The sequence below is a fragment of the Aeromonas sp. QDB54 genome (genome assembly GCF_027707385.1).
Classification (GTDB): Bacteria; Pseudomonadota; Gammaproteobacteria; order Enterobacterales; family Aeromonadaceae; genus Aeromonas; species Aeromonas hydrophila.
In genome coordinates this window covers 26510-48515 of record NZ_JAPCIT010000017.1, presented here as the reverse complement: position 1 = coordinate 48515, position 22006 = coordinate 26510, and the positions used below count along the sequence as shown (strand labels likewise).

At 60.7% G+C, this 22006-nt stretch carries 24 protein-coding genes; 5 read left to right on the top strand and 19 right to left on the bottom strand.

The window, feature by feature from the left end; genetic code table 11:
* Positions 1–65: 65 nt before the first annotated feature.
* The 11 genes from ndk to trmJ all read right to left on the bottom strand — a co-directional run bounded on the left by ndk (position 66) and on the right by trmJ (position 9825).
* Entirely contained in the window at positions 66–494 is a 429-nt protein-coding gene (gene ndk / locus PG881_RS16610) for a nucleoside-diphosphate kinase (RefSeq protein ID WP_011705641.1), read from the bottom strand.
* A 269-nt stretch (positions 495–763) separates the two neighbouring features.
* The gene (gene pepB / locus PG881_RS16605) at positions 764–2047 is read right to left on the bottom strand and encodes an aminopeptidase PepB (RefSeq protein ID WP_039214901.1); all 1284 of its coding nucleotides are present in this window, start codon (positions 2045–2047) and stop codon (positions 764–766) included.
* Positions 2048–2150: 103 nt separating this feature from the next.
* The gene (pepB, locus tag PG881_RS16600) at positions 2151–3452 is read right to left on the bottom strand and encodes an aminopeptidase PepB (protein ID WP_270801437.1); all 1302 of its coding nucleotides are present in this window, start codon (positions 3450–3452) and stop codon (positions 2151–2153) included.
* 157 nt (positions 3453–3609) lie between these two features.
* Positions 3610–3948 carry an ISC system 2Fe-2S type ferredoxin gene (gene fdx, locus PG881_RS16595; RefSeq protein WP_005299781.1) on the bottom strand — a complete coding sequence of 113 codons (339 nt, stop codon included), beginning with the start codon at positions 3946–3948 and terminating at the stop codon, positions 3610–3612.
* Between the two features lies 1 nt (position 3949).
* Positions 3950–5797, bottom strand: a complete 1848-nt coding sequence (hscA, locus tag PG881_RS16590) for a Fe-S protein assembly chaperone HscA (RefSeq protein ID WP_270801435.1) — start codon at positions 5795–5797, stop codon at positions 3950–3952.
* Positions 5798–5825: 28 nt separating this feature from the next.
* Positions 5826–6344 carry a co-chaperone HscB gene (hscB, locus tag PG881_RS16585; protein ID WP_270801432.1) on the bottom strand — a complete coding sequence of 173 codons (519 nt, stop codon included), beginning with the start codon at positions 6342–6344 and terminating at the stop codon, positions 5826–5828.
* Positions 6345–6466: 122 nt separating this feature from the next.
* The gene (gene iscA / locus PG881_RS16580) at positions 6467–6790 is read right to left on the bottom strand and encodes an iron-sulfur cluster assembly protein IscA (protein ID WP_270801429.1); all 324 of its coding nucleotides are present in this window, start codon (positions 6788–6790) and stop codon (positions 6467–6469) included.
* 15 nt (positions 6791–6805) lie between these two features.
* Positions 6806–7189 (bottom strand): Fe-S cluster assembly scaffold IscU, encoded by a 384-nt coding sequence (gene iscU, locus PG881_RS16575; protein ID WP_005299770.1) that lies wholly within the window; start codon positions 7187–7189, stop codon positions 6806–6808.
* 41 nt (positions 7190–7230) lie between these two features.
* Positions 7231–8445 carry an IscS subfamily cysteine desulfurase gene (locus PG881_RS16570; protein WP_270801426.1) on the bottom strand — a complete coding sequence of 405 codons (1215 nt, stop codon included), beginning with the start codon at positions 8443–8445 and terminating at the stop codon, positions 7231–7233.
* Between the two features lie 57 nt (positions 8446–8502).
* Entirely contained in the window at positions 8503–9006 is a 504-nt protein-coding gene (iscR, locus tag PG881_RS16565; RefSeq protein WP_011705634.1) for a Fe-S cluster assembly transcriptional regulator IscR, read from the bottom strand.
* Positions 9007–9099: 93 nt separating this feature from the next.
* Positions 9100–9825 carry a tRNA (cytosine(32)/uridine(32)-2'-O)-methyltransferase TrmJ gene (gene trmJ, locus PG881_RS16560; RefSeq protein WP_270801423.1) on the bottom strand — a complete coding sequence of 242 codons (726 nt, stop codon included), beginning with the start codon at positions 9823–9825 and terminating at the stop codon, positions 9100–9102.
* Positions 9826–10004: 179 nt separating this feature from the next.
* Between trmJ and PG881_RS16555 the strand changes: the two genes are divergently transcribed.
* Positions 10005–10421: a hypothetical protein gene (locus PG881_RS16555; RefSeq protein WP_045790120.1), complete on the top strand. Its 417-nt coding sequence runs from the start codon at positions 10005–10007 to the stop codon at positions 10419–10421.
* Here PG881_RS16555 and ubiT read toward each other — a convergent pair.
* Positions 10368–10907, bottom strand: coding sequence for a ubiquinone anaerobic biosynthesis accessory factor UbiT (gene ubiT / locus PG881_RS16550; RefSeq protein WP_270801419.1), 540 nt, complete (start codon positions 10905–10907; stop codon positions 10368–10370). The two genes, PG881_RS16555 and ubiT, sit on opposite strands and share 54 nt — an antisense overlap.
* 190 nt (positions 10908–11097) lie before the next feature.
* Here ubiT and ubiU point away from each other — a divergent pair, with 190 nt between their 5' ends.
* Entirely contained in the window at positions 11098–12093 is a 996-nt protein-coding gene (gene ubiU / locus PG881_RS16545; protein ID WP_017410222.1) for a ubiquinone anaerobic biosynthesis protein UbiU, read from the top strand.
* A 12-nt stretch (positions 12094–12105) separates the two neighbouring features.
* A complete protein-coding gene (locus PG881_RS16540) occupies positions 12106–12978 on the top strand; it encodes a U32 family peptidase (RefSeq protein ID WP_270801415.1) in 873 nt (290 codons plus the stop codon).
* Positions 12979–13095: 117 nt separating this feature from the next.
* Here the strand turns inward: PG881_RS16540 and nlpI are convergent, their stop codons facing one another.
* The 7 genes from nlpI to queA all read right to left on the bottom strand — a co-directional run bounded on the left by nlpI (position 13096) and on the right by queA (position 20091).
* Entirely contained in the window at positions 13096–14043 is a 948-nt protein-coding gene (gene nlpI / locus PG881_RS16535) for a lipoprotein NlpI (protein WP_333563425.1), read from the bottom strand.
* Positions 14044–14133: 90 nt separating this feature from the next.
* Entirely contained in the window at positions 14134–14502 is a 369-nt protein-coding gene (locus tag PG881_RS16530; protein ID WP_017410225.1) for a rhodanese-like domain-containing protein, read from the bottom strand.
* A gap of 99 nt (positions 14503–14601) precedes the next feature.
* Positions 14602–15549: a protein translocase subunit SecF gene (secF, locus tag PG881_RS16525; protein ID WP_270801412.1), complete on the bottom strand. Its 948-nt coding sequence runs from the start codon at positions 15547–15549 to the stop codon at positions 14602–14604.
* Between the two features lie 9 nt (positions 15550–15558).
* Entirely contained in the window at positions 15559–17412 is a 1854-nt protein-coding gene (secD, locus tag PG881_RS16520; RefSeq protein ID WP_011705625.1) for a protein translocase subunit SecD, read from the bottom strand.
* 18 nt (positions 17413–17430) lie between these two features.
* Positions 17431–17766, bottom strand: a complete 336-nt coding sequence (gene yajC / locus PG881_RS16515) for a preprotein translocase subunit YajC (protein ID WP_011705624.1) — start codon at positions 17764–17766, stop codon at positions 17431–17433.
* A 50-nt stretch (positions 17767–17816) separates the two neighbouring features.
* On the bottom strand, positions 17817–18953 hold the full coding sequence (gene tgt / locus PG881_RS16510) for a tRNA guanosine(34) transglycosylase Tgt (RefSeq protein ID WP_010634306.1): 1137 nt from the start codon (positions 18951–18953) through the stop codon (positions 17817–17819).
* 70 nt (positions 18954–19023) lie between these two features.
* The gene (gene queA / locus PG881_RS16505; RefSeq protein WP_268032598.1) at positions 19024–20091 is read right to left on the bottom strand and encodes a tRNA preQ1(34) S-adenosylmethionine ribosyltransferase-isomerase QueA; all 1068 of its coding nucleotides are present in this window, start codon (positions 20089–20091) and stop codon (positions 19024–19026) included.
* 212 nt (positions 20092–20303) lie between these two features.
* Here queA and PG881_RS16500 point away from each other — a divergent pair, with 212 nt between their 5' ends.
* Together PG881_RS16500 and ahpC are read left to right on the top strand one after the other, a co-directional pair.
* Positions 20304–20750: a CBS domain-containing protein gene (locus tag PG881_RS16500; RefSeq protein ID WP_011705622.1), complete on the top strand. Its 447-nt coding sequence runs from the start codon at positions 20304–20306 to the stop codon at positions 20748–20750.
* A 663-nt stretch (positions 20751–21413) separates the two neighbouring features.
* The gene (gene ahpC / locus PG881_RS16495) at positions 21414–21980 is read left to right on the top strand and encodes an alkyl hydroperoxide reductase subunit C (protein WP_011705621.1); all 567 of its coding nucleotides are present in this window, start codon (positions 21414–21416) and stop codon (positions 21978–21980) included.
* The last annotated feature ends 26 nt before the right edge of the window (positions 21981–22006 follow it).

Sequence of the window (22006 nt, the reverse complement as noted above, 5' to 3'; positions counted from 1 at the left end):
ATATTGACCGAATGACCAAAAAACAAAAGGGAGCCGAGGCTCCCTTGGGGTTCTTTCGACAGAAATCAGCCGCGCGGGCAGATCTCGGCGTCGGAGAAGAAGTAGGCGATTTCACGGGCAGCGGAGGCAGGTGCATCGGAGCCGTGCACGGCGTTGCGGTCGATGCTCTCGGCGAAGCAGGCGCGCAGGGTGCCGGCCAGGGCCTCTTTCGGGTTGGTGGCGCCCATGATTTCACGGTGGCGACGGATGGCCTCTTCGCCTTCCAGCACCTGGATCATGACGGGGCCGGAGGTCATGAAGCTGACCAGGCCGTCATAGAAAGGCTTGCCCTGGTGCTCGGCATAGAAACCGGCGGCTTGCTCGCTGCTCATGTGCAGCATCTTGGCGGCGATGACTTTCAGGCCAGCGCTCTCGAAACGGTTGTAGATGGCACCGATCAGGTTCTTGCTGACGGCATCCGGCTTGATGATGGAGAAGGTACGTTCGATGGCCATTGAGATCTTTCCTTAACTACAGAGATTTATTGTTAGAATCCATGTTCGGCGGCGATTATACGTAAACAAAAAGCGAAATAACACACAGAAAAGCAACTTTTTATTAAACAAATTCTTCCCTAAAACAACATCACCACTCATCTTGGCCCAGGCTGGCAGGAAAAAATGTGCGCTTGTGCACGATAGTCATGTTAACTCCCTGAAACCCAGGCTATTGCTCAGCCTCCCCCTGTCGAAAGGGCACCCGCAGGTGCCCTTGTCGTTGCCGGTCAGCGGACCTCCGCCAGCAGGGTGTGGGCGATGGTGCGCATCCCCAGGGTGTTGGCCCCCGGCGCCCACAGGTTGTCGCCGTTCTCACTGAAACAGGCGGCAAGATCGACGTGCAGCCAGCCCTGCCCCTCATTGGCAACGAAGCGGGAGAGGAAGCCCGCCGCGTTGGAGGCCCCCCCCGGACCGCCGCCCGGCACGGGCCGGCTGTTGGCGGTGTCGGCATAGTGGGACGGGCACTGCTGGCGATGCCAGGGTTCCAGCGGCAGCGGCCAGGCGGGTTCCTGTTCGGCATCCGCATAGCCCATGGCGCGGCTCACCAGCCCCTTGTCCAGTCCGAACAGGGCATTGTAACGCCCCCCCAGCGCCATCACCGCCGCCCCGGTGAGGGTCGCGGCGTCGATGACCAGCGGCGCACCGGAATCCCCGGCCAGCTGCAGGCCGTCGGCCAGCACCAGCCGCCCCTCGGCGTCGGTGTTGACGATCTCCACCGTGGTGCCGTTCTTGTAGGTGAGGATGTCGCCCAGCTTGTAGGCATGACCCGAGACCAGGTTCTCGGCGCAGCAGAGGATGAGCTTCACCCGCTTGTCGAGGCCGCGCAGAATGGCCAGCGCCAGGGCGCCGGTGACGATGGCGGCACCGCCCATGTCGTGCTTCATGGTCAGCATGCCCTGGGAGGTCTTCATGGAGTAGCCGCCGGAGTCGAAGGTGATGCCCTTGCCCACCAGGGCCGCGGCCACCGGGGCCTTGGGATCCCGACCTGGATTGAAGTCCAGCTCCAGCAGCACGGGCTCGCGCTCGCTGCCACGGCCGACCTGATAGAGACCGACCCAGCCCGCCTGCTGCAAGGCTTCCCCCTTGAGGATGCGATGACTGATCCGGTCCGGCGCCAGCTCGGTGATGAAGGCGGCAGCTTCAACCGCCAGCTCCAGCGGCCCCAGCTGTTCCGGCGTGGCATTGGTCATCTCCCGCACCCAGCGCCCGCACAGCCAGCGCGCCTCCAGCTCTTCCCGATCCTCCTCGGACGAGGTAGCCCACTGCAGCTCGACCTCCACCTTGGGGGTCTGCAGCCCTTGGGCGAAAGCCCACTGCTGCTCACGCTCCCAGTGACCGGCCAACACCACCTGCTGGATCCCCTGACTGCACAGACGCCGTGCCGCCTGCTGGATATCCAGCAAGGGGCTGGCGGTCACCAGATGGATCACCATGCCGTCGGCGCGGTGGGAGAGCAGCGCCCCCTCGCCCCACTCGGGAGCGGCAAATTCTCGGCTCAACCAGATGTTCATGCACTCACCTCCTGCAGCCAGCGGGTGTCAGATAATACGCAGGCCGTGGCGCTTTTCGCCGATTGTCCAAAGCCTTCACCAAATGCTTGATTCAGCCAGACTCTCATTCACTCACCTCCTGCAACCAGCGAGCGATGGTGCGCAGACCGTGGCCCTTGGCACCGGTCGCCCACAGGTCATTGCCCGATTTTTGATAGGAGGCTGCCAGATCCAGGTGCACCCAGCCCTTGCCTTCGTCACGCACGAAGCGCGACAGGAAAGCTGCCGCCGTAGTCGCACCTGCGGTGCCTTCGGCGGACGCCACGTTGCCCAGCTCGGCAAAGGCGGAGGTGAGCTGGCCCGCATGCCAGGGCTCCAGCGGCAGCGCCCAGGCCTGCTCGTTTTCGGCTTTGGCGGCTGCCAGCGCACGTGCCTGCTCGGCCTCATCGAGGGCAAACACGGCGTTGTAGTCGCGACCCAGCGCGGTCTTGGCGGCGCCGGTCAGGGTAGCGGCGTCGAGGATATAGGCAGCCCCGCTTTCGCTCGCGGCCAGCAGGCCGTCAGCCAGCACCAGGCGGCCTTCCGCATCGGTGTTCTGGATCTCGACCGAGATGCCGTTGCGATAGGTAAGGATGTCACCGAGCTTGAAGGCATGGCCGGAGACCAGGTTCTCGGCGCAGCAGAGGATGAGTTTGACCCGCTTGTTCAGGCCGCGGCTGATGGCCAGCGCCAGCGCGCCGGTCACCATGGCGGCGCCGCCCATGTCGGACTTCATCGGCAGCATGTTGTCGGAGGACTTCATGGAGTAGCCGCCAGAATCGAAGGTGATCCCCTTGCCCACCAGCGCCGCCAGCACGGGGGCATTGGCATCCCCGGTCGGGTTGTAGTCGAGCTCCAGCAGCACCGGCTCGCGCTCGCTGCCGCAGCCCACCGACCAGATCCCGATATGACCGGCCTCCTGCAGCGCCTCCCCGGCGGTAATACGGGCGGTCACCTTGTCACCGGCGAGACTGCGGATGAGCAGCAGGGCGGATTCCGCCAGGCTCATGGGATAGATCTCCTGCGGGCAGCCGTTGGTCACTTCGCGCACCCAGCGGGTCGCTTTGAGCAAGGCAGCCAGCTCGACGGCCTCCTGATCGCTCTGCTCGCCGAAATCGAGCTCGCGAACCCCCTTGGCGGCATAGAAGCCCTGGGCAAAGGCGTAGCGACGCTCCCCATTCCACCCCTCACCCACCAGCTTGACGCGCTTGATGCCGCTCGACTCGAGGCGTCTGGCACCGCGCTGGATGGCGCGCAGCGCCTCCTTCTCCTGGCCGCTGCCCAGATGGAGATGGGCTTCGTCGCCGTTGAAACTGAGCAGGGCACCCTCGCCCCAGTGGGCGGCGGCAGCCTGGGAAGACAACCGTACGTTCATCATGTCAGCCATGTTCTCTTGCTTCCTTTTTATTGGCACTTTCATCAACGAATAGGGAAATCACGGGCACAAAAAAGGCCGCTCCCTCAAGGGTCACGGCCTTCACCATATCATTACTGCACCACGAGATGCTGTACGCGCAATTCACTCATGTGTAATTAAGGGGTCATCAGTGGCGCTCAGACGCCAGATTCAGGGTGTACTTGGGCAGTTCCACCACCAGATCCTCGTCCGCCAGTCTGGCCTGGCAGCTGAGACGGGATTCCGGCTCCAGCCCCCACGCCTTGTCCAGCATGTCGTCTTCCAGCTCGTCGCTCGGCTCGAGGGAGTCGAAGCCTTCCCGCACCACGCAGTGGCAGGTGGTGCAGGCGCAGGACTTCTCGCAGGCGTGCTCGATCTCGATGCCGTTGCGCAGCGCGATGTCCAGAATGGTTTCACCGGTCGCACCTTCGAGGGCCGCGCCGTCCGGACAGAGCTCGGGATGGGGCAGAATAATCAGTTTTGGCATATTACACCTTGTTGACGTTTTGTCCGGTCAGCACCTTGCGGATGGAGGCATCCATCCGGCGGGCTGCAAATTCGCCACTGGCAGCGTCCGCCGCCTCGATGGCCTCTTTGATCTGGTTGGTGGTGCCCGTGCTGCGCATGGTCAGCAGATGGGCGATGGCGGCATCCAGCTCGGCCCGCTCGGCGGGGCTCAATAAAGCCTCGCCATCGGCGGCCAGCGCGGCGTTGAGGCTCTCGACTACACGGTCGGCCTCGACCTGCTGCTCCGCCAGCATGCGAGCGTCCATGTCCTGCTGGGCGTTGGCGATGGAGGCGCTCAGCATGTTGAGGATGTCATCCTCACCCAGTCCGTAGGAGGGCTTGACCTGGATCTCGGCCTGCACGCCGGAGGATTTCTCCATGGCGCTGACCGACAGCAGACCGTCCGCATCCACCTGGAAGGTGACGCGAATGTGGGCGGCACCGGCCGCCATGGGCGGAATGCCGGTCAGGGTGAAGCGGGCCAAGGATCGGCAATCGGCCACCAGCTCGCGCTCGCCCTGCACCACGTGGATCGCCATCGCGGTCTGGCCATCCTTGAAGGTGGTGAACTCCTGGGCGCGGGCCACCGGAATAGTGGTATTGCGCGGGATCACCTTCTCGGCGAGGCCGCCCATGGTCTCAAGACCCAGGGAGAGCGGAATGACGTCCAGCAGCAGCATCTCGGCGTCAGGCTTGTTGCCCACCAGGATGTCGGCCTGGATGGCGGCACCGATGGCCACCACCTTGTCGGGGTCGATGCTGGTCAAGGGGGGACGCTGGAAGAACTCGCCCACCAGCTCGCGCACCAGCGGCACCCGGGTCGAACCACCGACCATCACCACGTCCAGCACCTCCTCCTGCTCGAGCCCCGCATCGCGCAGGGCGCGGCGGCAGGCCAGCAGGGTGCGCTTGACCAGCGGCTGGATCAGCTGGTCAAACTGGCTGCGGGTCACAGAGCCCTGCCAGCCGGCAAAGGTGCAGGGAACGGCGTCGGCGTCGGTCAGACCGTGCTTGACGGCGGCGGCCACATCCAGCAGCTCGCGCTGCAGACGGGCATCCAGCTCGCCAGTCAAACCGGCTTGTTCTTTCAACCAGTCTGCCAGCAAGTGATCGAAGTCATCGCCGCCCAGGGCCGAATCGCCACCGGTGGCCATCACTTCAAACACTCCGCGATGCAGGCGCAGGATGGAGATATCGAAGGTACCGCCGCCCAGGTCATAAACAGCGATCACCCCTTCCTGGCCGGAGTCGAGGCCATAGGCGATGGCAGCGGCGGTCGGTTCGTTGAGCAGGCGCAGCACGTGCAGGCCGGCCAGGCGGGCTGCATCCTTGGTGCCCTGGCGCTGGGCGTCGTCAAAATAGGCGGGCACTGTGATGACCACGCCGTCGAGATCGCCACCGAGGGCGGCAGCGCCCCGCTCGGCCAGTTTCTTGAGGATCTCGGCCGAGACCTGAACCGGGTTGACCAGCCCTTGACGGGTCTGTAACTGTGGCATGCCGTTGTCGGCCGCCACGAATTGATAGGGTTGCTGGCGGGTATCGATGTCAACCAGCGCCTTGCCCATCATCCGCTTGGCGGAAACGATGGTGTTGTGCGGGTCGAGGGCGGCCTCGCGCTTGGCATCGACGCCGACCCGGATGGTGTCAGCCTGGTAATGCACGACGGAGGGCAGCAGATCACGCCCCTGCTCGTCGCAGAGGGTATCGGCCTGACCGCTGCGCACGGCGGCGACCAGCGAGTTGGTGGTGCCAAGATCGATGCCAACGGCACGTTTGTGCTGATGAGGTGCGGCGCTCTGGCCGGGCTCGGCGATTTGCAGTAATGCCATGGGTAATCAAACTTCCAGCGTTAAAGGATCAAGACTCGAACAGCGAGTCTTCGAATCGTTCCAGCTCCTCGAGGAGCTTGTCGACAAACTTGAGTTTGCGAACACAATCAGCCGCTCGCGGATCCTCACCTGTGGCGAGGGCCTGGGTCAGCTGCTGCATCAACAACTGGTGATCATGCCTGATCTCCTGGCGAAAATCCTTGATGGCACACTCAGGGTCAGTCTCCCCTTTCAGGTCGGCCAGCCGCTCGCGCCACTCCAGTTGCTGCATCAGAAACGCGGTATCTTGCAACGTCTGTTGCTCGCCACGAAGTTCGGTGCCACGCAGGGAGAGCAGGTACTCGGCTCGGCGCAGGGGCGCCTTGAGGGTAGTGAAGGCATCGTTGATCTGGGCGGCACGTTGCACCGCAGCCAGCTGCTCCCGCTCGGGGGCGGTGGCAAAACGATCGGGATGAAACTGGGTTTGCAGCTGGCGGTAGGTCTCTGCCAGCTGACGGGTATCGAGCTCGAAGCCTTCAACCAGCCCAAACAGCTCGAAATAATTCATGCAGACCTCTTAGACACTGATGCTGCCCCCATGCCGCTCGCGCTCAGGTGGGCGAAGCGGCATGGTTGAACCGGCCGTGGCCGACCAGTTCAACGGACAAGCGATCATGTGTTGCACACATCTCAGACACTGAAGCTTTCGCCGCAACCACACTCGCCCTTGGCGTTGGGGTTGTTGAACTGGAAGCCCTCGTTGAGGCCCTCCTTGACGAAATCCAGTTCGGTGCCATCCAGGTGGATCAGACTCTTGGCATCGACGATGATCTTGACCCCGCCCTGCTCGAATACCTGATCTTCATCTGCCAGCTCATCGACGAACTCGAGCACATAGGCAAGACCCGAGCAGCCGGTGGTCTTGACGCCGAGGCGCAGGCCGATGCCCTTGCCCCGGTTGGTCAGAAACGAGGAAACCCGTGCCGCTGCGGCATCTGTCATGGTAATGGCCATACTGCGCTCCTGACCTTAGAGACCTTTCTTCTGCTTGTAATCGGCGATGGCGGCCTTGATGGCATCCTCGGCCAGAATGGAGCAGTGAATCTTCACCGGTGGCAGCGCCAGCTCTTCGGCGATATCGGTGTTCTTGATACCGGCCGCTTCATCCAGGGTCTTGCCCTTGACCCACTCGGTCACCAGGGAGCTGGAGGCGATGGCGGAACCACAACCGTAGGTCTTGAACTTGGCATCTTCGATGATGCCGTCGTCGCTGATCTTCAGCTGCAGCTTCATCACGTCACCACAGGCCGGTGCACCGACCATGCCGGTGGCGATGCTGGGATCGTTCTTGTCGAAGCCGCCCACGTTACGGGGGTTCTCGTAGTGGTCGATTACTTTTTCACTGTAAGCCATATCTAACTCCTGCTAATTCCGTTAAACACCGATCCCGCGGATCAGTGATGAGCCCATTCGACCGTGTTCAGATCGACGCCGTCCTTGTACATCTCCCACAGGGGAGACATCTCGCGCAGACGACCGATGGAGTCACGGATAAGCTTGATTGCGTAATCAATCTCTTCCTCGGTGGTAAAGCGGCCCATGCTGAAACGGATGGAGCTGTGCGCCAGCTCGTCGTTCAGGCCCAGTGCACGCAGCACGTAGGAGGGCTCCAGGCTGGCCGAGGTACAGGCAGAACCGGAAGAGACCGCCAGATCCTTCAGCGCCATGATGAGGGATTCCCCTTCCACATAGGCGAAGCTGACGTTGAGGTTGCCCGGCACACGCTGTTCCAGGTCACCATTGATGTAGACCTCTTCGATATCCTTGATGCCGTCCCACAGACGCTGACGCAAGGCCATGATGCGCTGACCTTCGCTCATCATCTCTTCCTTGGCGATGCGGAAGGCTTCGCCCATGCCGACAATCTGGTGAGTCGGCAGGGTGCCGGAACGCATGCCGCGCTCATGGCCACCACCGTGCATCTGGGCTTCCAGGCGCACACGCGGCTTGCGACGCACGTAGAGGGCACCAATGCCTTTCGGGCCGTATACCTTGTGGGCGGACATGGAGAGCAGGTCAACCTTGAGCGCTTCCACGTCGACCGGGATCTTGCCCACGCTCTGTACCGCATCCACGTGCAGCAAGATCTTGCGGGAGCGGCACAACTCGCCGATGGCGGCGATGTTCTGCACCACGCCGATCTCGTTGTTGACGTGCATGATGCTGACCAGGATGGTGTCATCACGCAGGGCGCCTTCGATCTGTTCCAGGGTGAACAGGCCATTGGGCATCGGCTCGAGGTAGGTTACCTCATAGCCTTCGCGCTCCAGCTGGCGACAGGTATCCAGTACCGCCTTGTGTTCGGTCTTGGAGGTAACGATGTGCTTGCCCTTGCCGGCGTAGAAATGGGCGACGCCCTTGATGGCGAGGTTGTTGGATTCAGTCGCACCGGAGGTGAAGACGATCTCGCGCGGGTCGGCACCGATCAGCTCTGCCACTTGATTACGGGCCAGATCGACCGCCTCTTCGGCTTGCCAGCCAAAGCGGTGGGAACGGGAAGCTGGATTGCCGAACAGGCCATCCATGGTGAGACACTGCATCATTTTTTCTGCGACACGCGGGTCCACCGGACAGGTTGCCGAATAATCAAGGTAAATAGGCAGTTTCATGTTTTTCTCCGTTACAGCCAGGGTCATACATCGACCAGCTGTGGAAAGCACGTTTGTTTATAGTTGGACTTTCAAGCTCACATCGCCGCGTTCTGCCCGATCTACCAGGGACAACACGGTTTTCATTTGTTCATCTTGCTTGCCGGCAATCCGGCGCACATCGGCCTGATCAACCAGCTCGGCCAGGGTGATGTCCCCCAGGAAGCTGGAGATCCGCTCGCTCAGGTCACGCCACAGGGAGTGAGTGAGGCACTGGGTGCCGCCGTGGCAGCCCCCCTTGCCGAGGCACTTGGTGGCATCCACCGATTCGTCGACCGCGGTGATCACCTGACCGACCGAGATGGCATTCGGCGCCAGACCGAGGCGATAACCGCCGCCCGGGCCACGCACGCTGCTCACCAGGCCATGCTTGCGCAGGCGGGCAAACAGCTGCTCCAGATAGGACAAGGAGATGCCCTGGCGCTCCGAAATATCAGCCAGGGGCACGGGCCCCTGCTCTGCATGCAACGCCACGTCGAGCATGGCAGTCACAGCGTAACGTCCTTTTGAGGTCAGTCTCATATGCCTTACCGTTTTGCGAACCAATCAATATGGGCATATGGTCACATACCCGACTAAATCAGTCAAGTATATGGTTGAGTAATCCAGTCGGGTTTAATCCTGCGGTCTCGGTTTTTGTACCGAGGTCAGAATGCCGCGCAGGATATTGAGTTCCACCGCCTCCGGACGAGCCCGATTGAACAGGCGGCGCAGCTTGCTCATGACCTGTCCCGGGTGATCATCGGCGATGAAGCCGGTCTTGAGCAGCGTCTGCTCCAGATGCTGATAGAAGCCTTCCAGCTGCTCGGCGCTGGGATAACCCACCGCCATGTCGGTCTCGCCGACCTGTTCCTGCTGCAACCAGTGCATTCGCACCTCATAGCAGAGGGTCTGCACCGCCATGGCCAGGTTGAGGGAGCTGTACTCTGGGTTGGCCGGAATGGCCACGTGGTAGTGGCACTTTTGCAGCTCGTCATTGGTCAGGCCGGTGCGTTCACGGCCAAATACCAGCGCCACCGGATGCTGCATCCCCTCGGTTACCAGCTTCTCGCCCGCTTCGCGAGAGTCGAGCATGGGCCAGCTCAGGGTACGGGAGCGGGCACTGGTACCGATGACCAAACCACAATCCGCAATGGCTTCATCCAGGGTCGACACGATGCGGGCATTGGCCAGCAGATCGCTGGCACCGGCGGCCAGCGCATACGCGTTGTCATCGGGCTGTGCTTGCGGATCAACCAGCACCATCTGGCTCAAGCCCATGGTCTTCATGGCGCGCGCCGCAGAGCCCATGTTGCCGGTGTGAGAAGTGTTTACTAACACGATACGAATCTGATCCAACATGCCCAGTCAATCTTCAGTCAAAAATGGCGTGCAATTGTAACATAGCCAATCGCTATTTTGGCACCGTAAATGGCGCACCAATTCACAACAATGACGCCGTTTTGCAGAACAAAGCGGTATGAGGCGGGTGTGCTGACTGGCTAGACTTGAAGGATGGGAAGGTGAAAAGTGGAGGCAACATGTGCCCACGCTGGCTTTATGAGAGGTTGCCGGTCTGCTATCTGCTGGTGGCGGTCGGCATCATCCTGCTCAGCCACTCCCCGCTGCTCTGGCTGGCGGGCACCTTGCTGTTTGTCGCTGGCGCCACCGTCTGGATGATGCGATCCAGCTATCGGCGTACCGATCTGGTCATCTTTCCGACCAAACGCTGGTTTCAGCCAGAGTGGCTCTACGAGGCCCAGCCGTTCATCTGGCTGGCGCTGGGTCTGCTGCTCTCGCGCCTTCCAAGCGCCGGCGCCCTGCTGGCACTGCTGCCCTGTCTGTGGGCCTGTCGCTGCCTGTGGGCTCGCAATCACTACCGCCACCATGCCGATGGGCTGGTCTCACAACTGAGGCGCAACCCCACCCGCCGGCGCAGAGTGCGCCTCTTGCGCTGAGCCCGCCTTCGCCCGCTCGATGAAGGTGGCAAGATCCAGCAAGGGATAACGCACCAGGCTTGGCAAACCGTCCAGATCCAGGCTGTCCATCAGGTTTTTCACCTCCAGACCCAACTCGGTGTTCCCTTCAATCTTCAGCTTGCGCTGGAAGAAGAGAGAGTCGGGATCTTCCTTGCGTCCGGCAATCAGAATGAGGTCGTTGGTGGTGCCGCTGAAACAGACATCGGCCTGCTCGCAGTGGCGAGCCACCACCAGCTTGCCATCCTGCTCGCTGATGAACCAGCAGAGCTCCAGATCCGAGACTTCGACCTTGAGCCACTTGCCCGCCAGAAATTCAAAGTCGCCATCTGCGATGGCCTCTTTGAACACGCTGGCCAGCAGGCGCTCCATCAGGCTCTGCTGAAAGGAAAATGGCACCAGTTTGAGGGGATGGCGCAGAATGCGGGGAGCCTGTTCGACCAGGCGACGTTGCAGTTGTTGAAACACGATAAACTCCCAGTTTTTTGCGCATTCAAGCACAGGGCCGCAGCCATGATCCTGTTGGAAATCAAACTTGTGCCCACTTACCTCAAGAAGGGTAAAGCCACACAAAGCTGCCTCAGGTCAAAAAGTGGAAGGACGCCGGTGAATACAATCGGGCCACTTTTGCATTTTTTGCCCTCTCGGAGCGTACCCGATGGAATTACTCTGTCCGGCAGGCAGTTTGCCGGCACTGAAAACAGCCGTGGATAACGGGGCCGATGCGGTCTATATCGGCTTCAAGGATGACACCAACGCCCGCCATTTCGCCGGGCTCAACTTCACCGACAGCAAGCTGGAGAAAGCGGTCGACTATGTGCACCAGCATGGCCGCAAACTGCACATCGCCATCAACACCTTCGCCCACCCGGGCTCCGATGCCCGCTGGCAGCAAGCGGTGGACAAGGGCGCCGCACTGGGGGCCGATGCCCTGATCATCGCCGACCTCGCCGTGCTCGACTATGCCAGCCGCCGCTACCCGGATCTGGAGCTGCACGTCTCGGTGCAGGCCAGCGCCACCAACGCCGCCGCCATCCGCTTCTACCAGCAGCACTTCAACGTCGGTCGGGTGGTGTTGCCCCGCGTCCTTTCCATGCATCAGGTGAGGCAACTGGCCCGCGAGACCGACGTCGGTCTAGAGGTGTTCGCCTTCGGCAGCCTCTGCATCATGGCGGAGGGGCGCTGCTACCTCTCCTCCTACATGACCGGCGAGAGCCCCAATACCGTCGGCGCCTGCTCACCGGCCAAGTTCGTGCGCTGGGAGGAGACCCCGAGCGGCCTCGAGTCTCGCCTCAACGAGGTGCTGATCGACCGCTACGGCCCGGGGGAAAACGCCGGCTACCCGACCCTGTGCAAGGGCCGCTTCGAGGTGGATGGCCAGACCTACCACGCGCTGGAGGAGCCCACCAGCCTCAATACCCTCGGCCTGTTGCCCGAGCTGTTCCAGACCGGTATCCAGTCGGTCAAGATTGAAGGACGCCAGCGTAGCCCCGCCTACGTGGAGCAGGTCACCCGGGTTTGGCGCGCCGCCATCGACGCCTATCAGGCCAATCCGGAGGCCTATCAGGTCAAGGCCGAGTGGGATGCCCAGCTCGCCCGCGTCTCCGAGGGGAGCCAGACCACCCTCGGTGCCTACCATCGCCAGTGGCAATAAGGAGCCCTGTTCATGAAATTCTCTCTCGGCCCCCTGCTCTTCTACTGGCCCAAGGCCGACACCCAGAGCTTCTATCAGGCGGCCGCAGCCAGCCAGGCCGACATCGTCTATCTGGGGGAAACCGTCTGCAGCAAGCGCCGTGAACTGAAAGTGGACGACTGGATTGCCCTCGCCCGTCAGGTGGCCGGCTCGGGCAAGCAGGCGGTGCTCTCCACGCTGGCGCTCATCTCCGCCCCCTCCGAGCTCAAGGAGGTCAAGCGACTGGTCGACAATGGCGATCTCATGGTCGAAGCCAACGATCTCGGCACGGTGCAACTTGCCAGGGAGGCGGGGCTCCCGTTTGTCTGCGGCCCCGCCATCAACGCCTACAACGCCGACGTGCTGCGCATGCTGCTCAAACAGGGGATGCAGCGCTGGGTGATGCCGGTGGAGCTCTCACGGGACTGGCTGGTGCAGCTCAATGAGGATCTGGGCAGTGCCCGCCAGCAGTTCGAGGTGGAGGTGTTCGCCTACGGCCACCTGCCGCTCGCCTACTCGGCGCGCTGCTTCACCGCCCGCTCCCTCGACCGGCCCAAGGACAACTGCGAACTGGCCTGCATCGACTACCCCACCGGCCGGCTCGCCAGCAGCCGTGAAGGGCAGAAGGTGTTCAATCTCAACGGCATCCAGACCCAGTCAGGTTATTGCTACAACCTGGGCAACGATCTGGCCGGGATGGAGGGGCTGGTGGATGTGGTGCGCCTCTCCCCCGAGGGGCTGGACACCCTGACGATGCTGGAGCGCTTCAAGGCCAACCAGCAGGGCCAGGCTCCCCTGCCCTTGCAGCAGGAGCGGGACTGCAACGGTTACTGGCGCCAGATCCCCGGCATGATGCTGGCCCTGTGAGCCGGCGGCAGACCCATCAGAAGGGGTGAATCACATCGCCACGTCTGACACCCAGATAGCAAAAAGGCCTCGCAGTGAGGCCTTTTCTACATCATTCAAACCGGCAACAGGGCAAGCTCAGGATGCCTGCTTGCTGCTCTTGCCCTGGGCACTCTGGGCACCGGGCGGCAGGGGTTTGCGCGCCATCAGCTCCAGTTCGAGCAGGGCATATCTGTGCTCGATGAAGTCATACACGTTGTTGGCGAGCGCCAGCTTGAAGTAGCTGATGGCTTCCTTACGGTTGCCCTTGGCCAGTTCAAACTTGCCGAGGTAGAAGTAGGTTTCGCACAGGCGCTCGGCGAGCTCCCGGTTGTCCTTCACCCCTTTCACCACATTGCTCATCAACTGGGTTGCATTGAGTTCGCCGGTATAGAGGCGCACCAGATCCCAGTTCCAGGCATCGTCATCATACTTGTTGAGCCGCTCGCGCATCCGGCTCATGGCGGCCGGTGCATTGAGCTTCTGTTCGGCCAGATAGAGCCAGATCACCCGATAGGGATCTTCCGGCTGCGCCTCGTAGAAGCGCTTCATATCGGCCGCGGCCAGCTCGGGACGATTGCCGTAATAGAGCGCAATGCCACGGTTCAGGTAGGCATAGTCATAATCGGGAGCCAGCTCGAGGGCGGAATCAAATGCCTCGTAGGCCTCGTCATAATTCTGCTGCTGCACCAGATAGACACCGATGAAGTTGTAGGCTTCGGCAAAATCCGGCTTCTCCCGCAAGGCACGGTTGAAATCCAGCCGCGCCAGGGAGCGCAAGCCTACCCGGTCAAACACGACAGCACGCTCATAAAACAGTTCAGCCCGTTGCTCCGTGGTCAATTCCATCTCACTGAGCATCTGCCCGAGTCGCGCCAACGCCAACTCGCTCTGGTAAGAGACCTGCAGGGGGGTCGCCAATACCAGTGAAGCGGGTTGCGGCTTGGGAACTTGAGGCGCTTCAACCTGACTGCTACTGCTGCAACCCCACATGGGGAGCAGCAACAGGATACCAAGGAGGTATCCAATCCCTTTCCTGACGTTCAATGAACACTCCGACGCTTACGCTTGACCCGGCATATGGTAAAGGTCAGCCGACACTTTGTCATGTGGCTGAGCCTCTCTCCCTCAAATAAATCAGGATTCGACAGGGTATCCGGCATCACACCAGCCCCGAAAGCCACCATCGACGCTGACCACCCGGCCGTAGCCCATCTTCTGCAGGTTCTCCGCCACCAGGATGGAGCGAAATCCCCCACCACAATAGAGGTAGAGCTCGGTGTCGGGATCCGGATAACGGGTCTCGATGTCCCGCTCGATCACGCCACGACCGAGGTAGGTCGCCCCCGGCAGATGGCCCCTGGCCCACTCGCTCTCTTCCCGCACGTCGACCAGGTGAAAGGTACGCCCCTCATCCTGCCAACGTTTGATCTGGTGCACGTCGGTCTCCTGTACATGGGGACGAATGGCCTCTACCAGTGCCAGAAAACGGGGATTGTGTTGCATGGCTTGCTCCTTGCCTGTTGGCCAACAGCCGTGGGTGAAACCGTCATAATGACTCACCCGGACGATAAGAGAAAGGGCGCCTCGCGGCGCCCTTGTCATTTACGGCAGGATCTCTTGCTGATCCGCGCCCTCTTTTTCCACCTGGGTCGGCAGCATGTGCTCCCGCTTGACCCCGAAGAACATGGCGAACGAGCTCGCCACATAGATGGAGGAGTAGGTGCCGAAGGCGACACCGATCACCATGGCCACCGAGAAACCGTGGATCAGCGGACCGCCCTTGAGCAGCAGTGCCAGTACCACCACGAAGGTCAAGCCCGAGGTGATGATGGTCCGGCTCAGGGTCTCGGTCATGGAGAGATCCAGGATGTACTCGGTATCCCCTTTGCGCACCTTGCGAAAGTTCTCCCGCAGTCGGTCGAACACTACGATGGTGTCGTTCAGGGAGTAACCCACCAGGGTCATCAATGCCGCCAGCACGGTCAGGTCGAACTCGTACTGGAAGTAGGCAAAGACGCCGAGGGTGATCACCACGTCGTGCACCAGGGAGAGAATGCCCCCCATGGCCAGACGCCATTCGAAGCGCACCGCCACGTAGATCAGGATACAGATGATGGAGGCCAGCATGGCCAGCGCACCGTCGGTCGCCAGCTCGTCACCCACCGAAGGGCCGACGAACTCGACGCGCTTGAGCACGGCCGCAGGATCGATCAGCTTGGCCGCCGCCAGCACCTCGTTGCCCTGCTGCTCCACCTTGACCCCCTCTTTCGGGGTCAGGCGGAACAGTACGTCACGGCTGGAACCGAAGTGTTGCAGGGTCGCCCCTTCAATCTTCTGCTCATCCAGCACCTGGTGCACCTTGTCCAGGCTCACCGACTGCTGGAAGCCCACCTCGATGGTGGTACCGCCGGTGAAGTCCAGGCCCCAGTTCAGACCCCGATCGAACAGGAAGAACAGGGAGATCACCATCAGCAGGGTAGAGAAGACCACACCCGGCCTGGCATAGCGCATGAAGGAAATGGGCTTTTCAAAATGTAGAATCTGAAACATGTCTCTTCCTTAGATCGGCAGCTTGTCGAGGCGCCGTCCACCCCAGGCCAGGTTGATGATGGCGCGGGAGACCGTGATGGCGGTAAACATGGAAGCACTCAGACCAATCCCCAGCGTCAGGGCGAAGCCCTTGATGGCGCCGGTACCGATACCGAACAGGATCACACAGGTGATGAGCGAGGTGACGTTGGAGTCGGCAATGGTCGAGAATGCCCGATCAAAGCCCAGATGAATGGCCTGCTGCACCCCGCGACCGTTGCGGATTTCTTCACGAATACGCTCGTAGATCAGCACGTTGGCATCCACCGCCATACCCAGCGTCAAGACGATACCGGCGATGCCCGGCAGAGTCATGGTGGCCCCCGGGATCATCGACATAATACCGACGATCAACACCAGGTTCATGGTGAGAGCGATGTTGGCCACCCAGCCGAACGCACGGTAGTAGATCCCCATGAACAACACGATCACCAGCATGGCCCAGCCGATGGCTTCCATACCGCTGTCGATGTTCTGCTGACCCAGGCTCGGGCCTATGGTGCGCTCTTCCACGATCTGGATCGGGGCGATCAGTGCACCGGCACGCAGCAGCAGCGCCAGGTTGTGGGCTTCGTTGGCGTTGTCGATGCCGGTGATGCGGAACTGGCTGCCAAGACGCGACTGGATGGTGGCGACGTTGATCACCTCCTCCTGCTTGCGGAACTTGCGCTTGCCATCCGGACCCGGCTGACCGACCGGCTTGTATTCGATGAACACGGTAGCCATGCCCTTACCAACGTTGTCCTTGGTAAAGTTGGCCATCTTGTTGCCACCCTGGCCATCAAGCTTGATGTTGACTTGGGGACGGCTGTATTCATCGAAACCGGACTGGGCACCCACGATGTGGTCACCGGTCAGGATGATGCGTTTTTGCAGCACCACCGGACGTCCGTTGCGATCGTTGTAGACCTTGGAGCTCGGCGGCACCCGACCATCGGCCGCGGCCTGGATGTCGGCGGTCTCATCGACCATGTGGAATTCCAGGGTCGCGGTCGCGCCCAGGATCTCCTTGGCACGGGCGGTGTCCTGGATACCGGGCAGTTCCACCACGATGCGCTCGGCACCCTGCTGTTGTACCAGCGGCTCGGCCACGCCCAGCTCGTTCACCCGGTTGCGGATGATGGTGATGTTCTGCTCGAGGGCGTACTTCTTCACTTCCTTGATCTTGGCTTCACTCAGACCGGCCAGCAGGACAAACTCGTCCCCCTTCTGCTCGGTGGTGAAGGTGAGATCAGGGTTCTGACGACGCAGGTGAGAGATGGCCTTGGCCTGATCGGCCTCGTCACGGAACAGCACCTGTACCTGATCACCGGCCCGGCGCACGCCGGAATAACGGATCTTCTGGGTACGCAGCTCGGAGCGGAAATCCTGCACCATCTGCTCTTGCTGCTTGGTCAGCGCCTCGGCCATGTCCACTTCCATCAGGAAGTGCACACCGCCGCGCAGGTCCAGACCCAGCTTGAGCGGGTTGGCGCCGATGGCTTCGAGCCAGGCAGGCGTGGAAGGGGCCAGGTTGAGAGCGGTAATGAAGTTGTCGCCCAGCTTGTTGGCGACGATGTCGCGCGCCTTGAGCTGCTCTTCGGTATTTTTGAAACGAACCAGGATGAAGCCGTGCTCGAACGCCGCATGCTTGACCGGGATCTGAGCCGCATCGAGCGTCTCTTTCACCAGGTCAAGGGTGTCCAGCTTGACTTCGGCCCCCCGGCTGGCAGAGATCTGCAAGGCCGGGTCTTCGCCGTAAAGATTGGGGGCTGCATATAGAAAACCGATGGCGATCACCACGACCACCATCAGGTATTTCCACAGCGGATAGCGATTTAACACGCTGTGCTCCTCGGGAGATTAGAGGGACTGGATAGAACCCTTGGGCAGAACGGCAGAGACGAAGTCACGTTTGATGGTGACCTGGGTCTGATCGTTCAGGGCCAGCACCAGGTATTCGCTGTCGGCGGATACTTTGGCGATCTTGCCGACCAGGCCACCGGAAGTGAGGACTTCGTCACCCTTGGAGAGGGAGCTCATCAGGTTGCGGTGATCTTTGGCGCGCTTGGCCTGGGGGCGATAGATCATGAAGTAGAAGATGAGGCCGAATACGGCCAGCATGATGATCATTTCCATGCCACCACCCTGTGCACCCGGAACTGCGCCTTCTGCATACGCCTTGGAGATAATGCTCATTTAACAACCTCTTATTGATGTAGATTTGAAAACTAGCTTATATATCGTTGTTATTTCACGTCATTTTCAGCTAACGGAGGCACGGGCTTCCCTTGCCGACGGTAAAACTCAGTTACAAAGTCGTCTAATTTACCCTGCTCGATCGCGTCCCGCAAACCCTGCATCACACGCTGGTAATAACGCAGGTTGTGAATGGTGTTCAGACGGGCACCGAGGATCTCGTTGCACTTGTCCAGATGGTACAAATAACTGCGGGTGTAGTTCTTGCAGGTGTAGCAATCGCAGTCGGCATCCAGGGTGCTGGTGTCCTCGCGATACTTGGCGTTGCGGATCTTGACCACCCCATCGGTGGTGAACAGGTGGCCGTTGCGGGCGTTGCGGGTCGGCATCACGCAGTCGAACATGTCGATGCCGCGGCGCACCCCTTCCACCAGATCTTCCGGCTTGCCCACGCCCATCAGGTAGCGCGGTTTGTCGGCCGGGATTTTCGGGCAGACGTGCTCAAGGATGCGATGCATGTCCTCTTTCGGCTCACCCACCGCCAAACCACCGACCGCGTAGCCGTCGAAGCCGATCTCCAAGAGACCGTCCAGCGACACATCCCGCAGGTCTTCGTACACGGAACCCTGGATGATGCCGAACAGGGCGTTCTTGTTGCCAAGGGCATCGAACTTGTCGCGCGAACGCTTGCCCCAGCGCAGGGACATCTCCATGGACTTGCGCGCCTCTTCGTAAGTGGCCGGGTACGGCGTGCACTCGTCGAAGATCATCACGATGTCGGAACCCAGATCGTACTGGATCTCCATGGATTTCTCGGGGTCGAGGAAGATCTTCTCGCCGTTGATGGGGTGACGGAAGTGCACGCCCGCTTCGGTGATCTTGCGGATGTGCCCCAGGCTGAACACCTGGAAACCGCCGGAGTCGGTCAGGATCGGGCCCTGCCAGTTCATGAAGTCATGCAGATCGCCGTGGGCGCGCATCACTTCCTGCCCCGGCCGCAGCCAGAGGTGGAAGGTGTTGCCGAGCAGGATCTGGGCACCGGTCTCACGCACCTCTTCCGGGGTCATCCCCTTGACGGTGCCGTAGGTGCCGACCGGCATAAAGGCCGGGGTCTGCACGGTGCCGCGCTCGAATACCAGCTGGCCGCGACGGGCACGGCCGTCAGTGGTTTTCAGTTCAAATTTCATTGCTACCTCGTTGCGTCAGAGAAACAGTCTGACAGTAGGGGGCCCGAGGGCCCGATATAAAAGGCGCGGCTTATGCCTGCGCCCGGCGACGGGTGACGAACATGGCGTCCCCGTAGCTGAAGAAACGGTACTGCTCGGCCACAGCCGCCTGGTAGGCCGCTATCACGTTGTCGTAGCCGGCAAAGGCGCTCACCAGCATGATCAGAGTCGACTCCGGCAGATGGAAGTTGGTGACCATGGCATCAACCACCTGGAACTGGTAACCGGGGAAGATGAAGATGTCGGTGTCGCTGAAGAACGGCGCCAGCGGCTTGCCCTGGGCCAGGGTCACCTTGGCCGCGCTCTCGAGCGATCGCACCGAGGTGGTTCCCACCGCAATCACCCGGCCACCGCGGGCGCGCGTCGCGGCGATGGCGTCCACCACCTCCTGCGGTACCTCTGCATACTCCGAGTGCATGTGGTGATCTTCAATCTTGTCCACCCGCACCGGCTGGAAGGTGCCCGCCCCGACGTGCAGGGTGACGAACGCCGTTTCCACCCCCTTGGCACGAATTTTCTCGAGCAGCGGCTCATCGAAGTGCAACCCGGCAGTCGGCGCCGCCACGGCACCCGGCTTCTGGTTGTAGACAGTCTGATAGCGCTCCTTGTCGGCATCCTCATCGGGACGGTCAATGTAAGGGGGCAGCGGCATGTGGCCGATGGCTTCCAGGATCTCCAGCACGGGGCGGGGGTCGAGGAAGTGGATCTCGAACAGGGCATCGTGACGGGCGCGCATCTCGGCTTCAACTTTCTCGCCGTCGGCCCCGCCATCCAGAATGAGCCGGGTACCGGGCTTGGGCGATTTGGAAGAGCGCACATGAGCCAGCACGCTGTGCTCGTCCAGCATCCGCTCCACCAGCACCTCCAGCTTGCCGCCGCTGGCCTTCTGGCCAAACATGCGCGCCGGAATGACACGGGTGTTGTTGAATACCAGCAGATCGCCGGGGTTGAGCTGGTCCAGCACATCCACAAATTGACCGTGGCGCAGTGCGCCAGTTTGACCATCGAGCTGCAACAGACGACTGGCGGTACGTTCCGTCATGGGATAGCGGGCAATCAGCTCGTCTGGCAGATCAAAATGAAAATCGGATACTTGCATCTTTCACCTCGGGGGGAATCGGCGGCTAGTCTAGTTATCCCCTTCTTCCAAGGCAACCCAAAAGACCAAAAACCCAAGGGAGACAAGGGATAGCGAGCAATTATGTGAAGCAGGGCCAGTTAAAAAACCTTTAAGGTTTTGTATTGACCCTGATCATGTTTTGCCGAGGGGGGCTGGGCTAGGGTGAAAGCAGATACACAAGGAGGCCCACCATGATGACCCTATCCGAGATCATGACTGAACACCCCTTCACCCTGGGTCCGGAAAACAGCGTCAAACAGGCGATGGATCTGATGCAGCAGGAGCGGATCCGCCACATCCCCATCGTTGACGAACAGCATCATCTGCTGGGCCTGGTTACCCTCTCCGACATCCTGGCCACCCGCGAGTCCAAACTGCTGCTGATCAATCCGGAGCGGGAGGCAGAGTTCACTGACAGCGTGCAGCTCGACGAGATCATGACCCGCCAGGTGGCGAGCGTGGATCCCCACGCCGGCATCAAGGAGGCGGCGCTCTACCTGCAACGACACAGATACGGCTGCCTGCCGGTACTCAAAGGACGCAAGTTGATCGGCATCGTCACCGAGTCGGACTTCATTGCCGTCGCCATCAACCTGCTGGAACTGATGGAAGAGCAGGAGCCGCCTGGCGACTTTTGATCTCAATTTCATGTAATAAAATTACAATAAAAGCGTTTTCAGCGTACTTGATCGGCAATAAAGCTGAAACCCTTTCATTTTGATTGAAAAATTACACCACAGCCTTGCTTTGTGATCTGCATCACACTATCATGACCGTCATGCAATAGTTGCCGAGCGGAAGACGAGGGATTGTGCACCCGTCCTCTTCCTCTCATATGTCTGCAAGTTTGCACACCCCGTAGTTAGTCTTTGCTGTAAAGCTTTTGTTTATATAGCCATTCCTTGTTTGATGACCCGGCCTTGTCCTTGCGACGACGCCGGGATTTTTTTATCTGCGCGTTTCCCCTCCCCCTCGTCCCCGTGCGTGCCGGCGCCTGTCCGTCGCAAGGCAGCAGACCCCAACCCTCTCTGCGGTTGGCAGACTGCCACCCGCCCCCTTGAAAAGCCGAAGCCACGCACAGATGTTGAATCTCGACAAGGAGTTATCCCGGCATGCCGGCGATATTCATGTTAGGTACAGCAGCCATGGTTTATCTAATAAGTAGATTTAAGTGATTCAAAATTGCGGCTTTGATCGATTAGGAAAAGTCCCTATGATGAATCCATCGAAAGTTAAACGCCTCGTCCGGCACGACACTTCAAACCCAGACAGGCATATGTACATCACCAAGGAGCAAATACATGTCTACCTACATCAACACTGAAATCAAGCCGTTCAACGCCACCGCCTACCACAATGGCAAATTCGTTCAGGTGTCTGACGCTGACCTGAAAGGCAAGTGGTCCGTGGTGTTCTTCTACCCGGCTGACTTCACTTTCGTTTGCCCGACCGAGCTGGGTGACCTGGCTGACAACTACGCCGAATTCCAGAAGCTGGGCGTCGAGATCTACTCCGTCTCCACCGACACCCACTTCACCCACAAGGCCTGGCACGACACTTCTGACACCATCCAGAAGATCCAGTACCCGATGATCGGCGACCCGACCGGCACCATCACCCGCAACTTCGGCGTGATGATCGAAGAAGCCGGTCTGGCTGACCGCGGTACCTTCGTCATCGACCCGCAAGGCATCATCCAGATCGTTGAAATCAACGCCGGCGGCATCGGCCGTGACGCCCTGGAGCTGCTGCGCAAGGTCAAAGCTGCCCAGTATGTTGCCGCTCACCCGGGTGAAGTGTGCCCGGCCAAGTGGAAAGAAGGCGACGCCACCCTGGCCCCGTCCCTGGATCTGGTAGGCAAAATCTAAGCCTCCCCGCTCTGAAGACCGGCCCA

Bases quoted from the DNA above. Each gene is read 5' to 3' on its own strand.
- iscR (WP_011705634.1), bottom strand. From the start codon at position 9,006: ATGAGACTGACCTCAAAAGGACGTTACGCTGTGACTGCCATGCTCGAC.
- pepB (WP_039214901.1), bottom strand. From the start codon at position 2,047: ATGAACATCTGGTTGAGCCGAGAATTTGCCGCTCCCGAGTGGGGCGAG.
- ubiU (WP_017410222.1), top strand. From the start codon at position 11,098: ATGGAATTACTCTGTCCGGCAGGCAGTTTGCCGGCACTGAAAACAGCC.
- tgt (WP_010634306.1), bottom strand. From the start codon at position 18,953: ATGAAATTTGAACTGAAAACCACTGACGGCCGTGCCCGTCGCGGCCAG.
- PG881_RS16500 (WP_011705622.1), top strand. From the start codon at position 20,304: ATGATGACCCTATCCGAGATCATGACTGAACACCCCTTCACCCTGGGT.
- hscB (WP_270801432.1), bottom strand. From the start codon at position 6,344: ATGAATTATTTCGAGCTGTTTGGGCTGGTTGAAGGCTTCGAGCTCGAT.
- yajC (WP_011705624.1), bottom strand. From the start codon at position 17,766: ATGAGCATTATCTCCAAGGCGTATGCAGAAGGCGCAGTTCCGGGTGCA.
- hscA (WP_270801435.1), bottom strand. From the start codon at position 5,797: ATGGCATTACTGCAAATCGCCGAGCCCGGCCAGAGCGCCGCACCTCAT.
- iscA (WP_270801429.1), bottom strand. From the start codon at position 6,790: ATGGCCATTACCATGACAGATGCCGCAGCGGCACGGGTTTCCTCGTTT.
- ndk (WP_011705641.1), bottom strand. From the start codon at position 494: ATGGCCATCGAACGTACCTTCTCCATCATCAAGCCGGATGCCGTCAGC.
- ahpC (WP_011705621.1), top strand. From the start codon at position 21,414: ATGTCTACCTACATCAACACTGAAATCAAGCCGTTCAACGCCACCGCC.
- PG881_RS16540 (WP_270801415.1), top strand. From the start codon at position 12,106: ATGAAATTCTCTCTCGGCCCCCTGCTCTTCTACTGGCCCAAGGCCGAC.
- iscU (WP_005299770.1), bottom strand. From the start codon at position 7,189: ATGGCTTACAGTGAAAAAGTAATCGACCACTACGAGAACCCCCGTAAC.
- trmJ (WP_270801423.1), bottom strand. From the start codon at position 9,825: ATGTTGGATCAGATTCGTATCGTGTTAGTAAACACTTCTCACACCGGC.
- pepB (WP_270801437.1), bottom strand. From the start codon at position 3,452: ATGGCTGACATGATGAACGTACGGTTGTCTTCCCAGGCTGCCGCCGCC.
- fdx (WP_005299781.1), bottom strand. From the start codon at position 3,948: ATGCCAAAACTGATTATTCTGCCCCATCCCGAGCTCTGTCCGGACGGC.
- secF (WP_270801412.1), bottom strand. From the start codon at position 15,549: ATGTTTCAGATTCTACATTTTGAAAAGCCCATTTCCTTCATGCGCTAT.
- PG881_RS16555 (WP_045790120.1), top strand. From the start codon at position 10,005: ATGTGCCCACGCTGGCTTTATGAGAGGTTGCCGGTCTGCTATCTGCTG.
- queA (WP_268032598.1), bottom strand. From the start codon at position 20,091: ATGCAAGTATCCGATTTTCATTTTGATCTGCCAGACGAGCTGATTGCC.
- PG881_RS16530 (WP_017410225.1), bottom strand. From the start codon at position 14,502: ATGCAACACAATCCCCGTTTTCTGGCACTGGTAGAGGCCATTCGTCCC.
- PG881_RS16570 (WP_270801426.1), bottom strand. From the start codon at position 8,445: ATGAAACTGCCTATTTACCTTGATTATTCGGCAACCTGTCCGGTGGAC.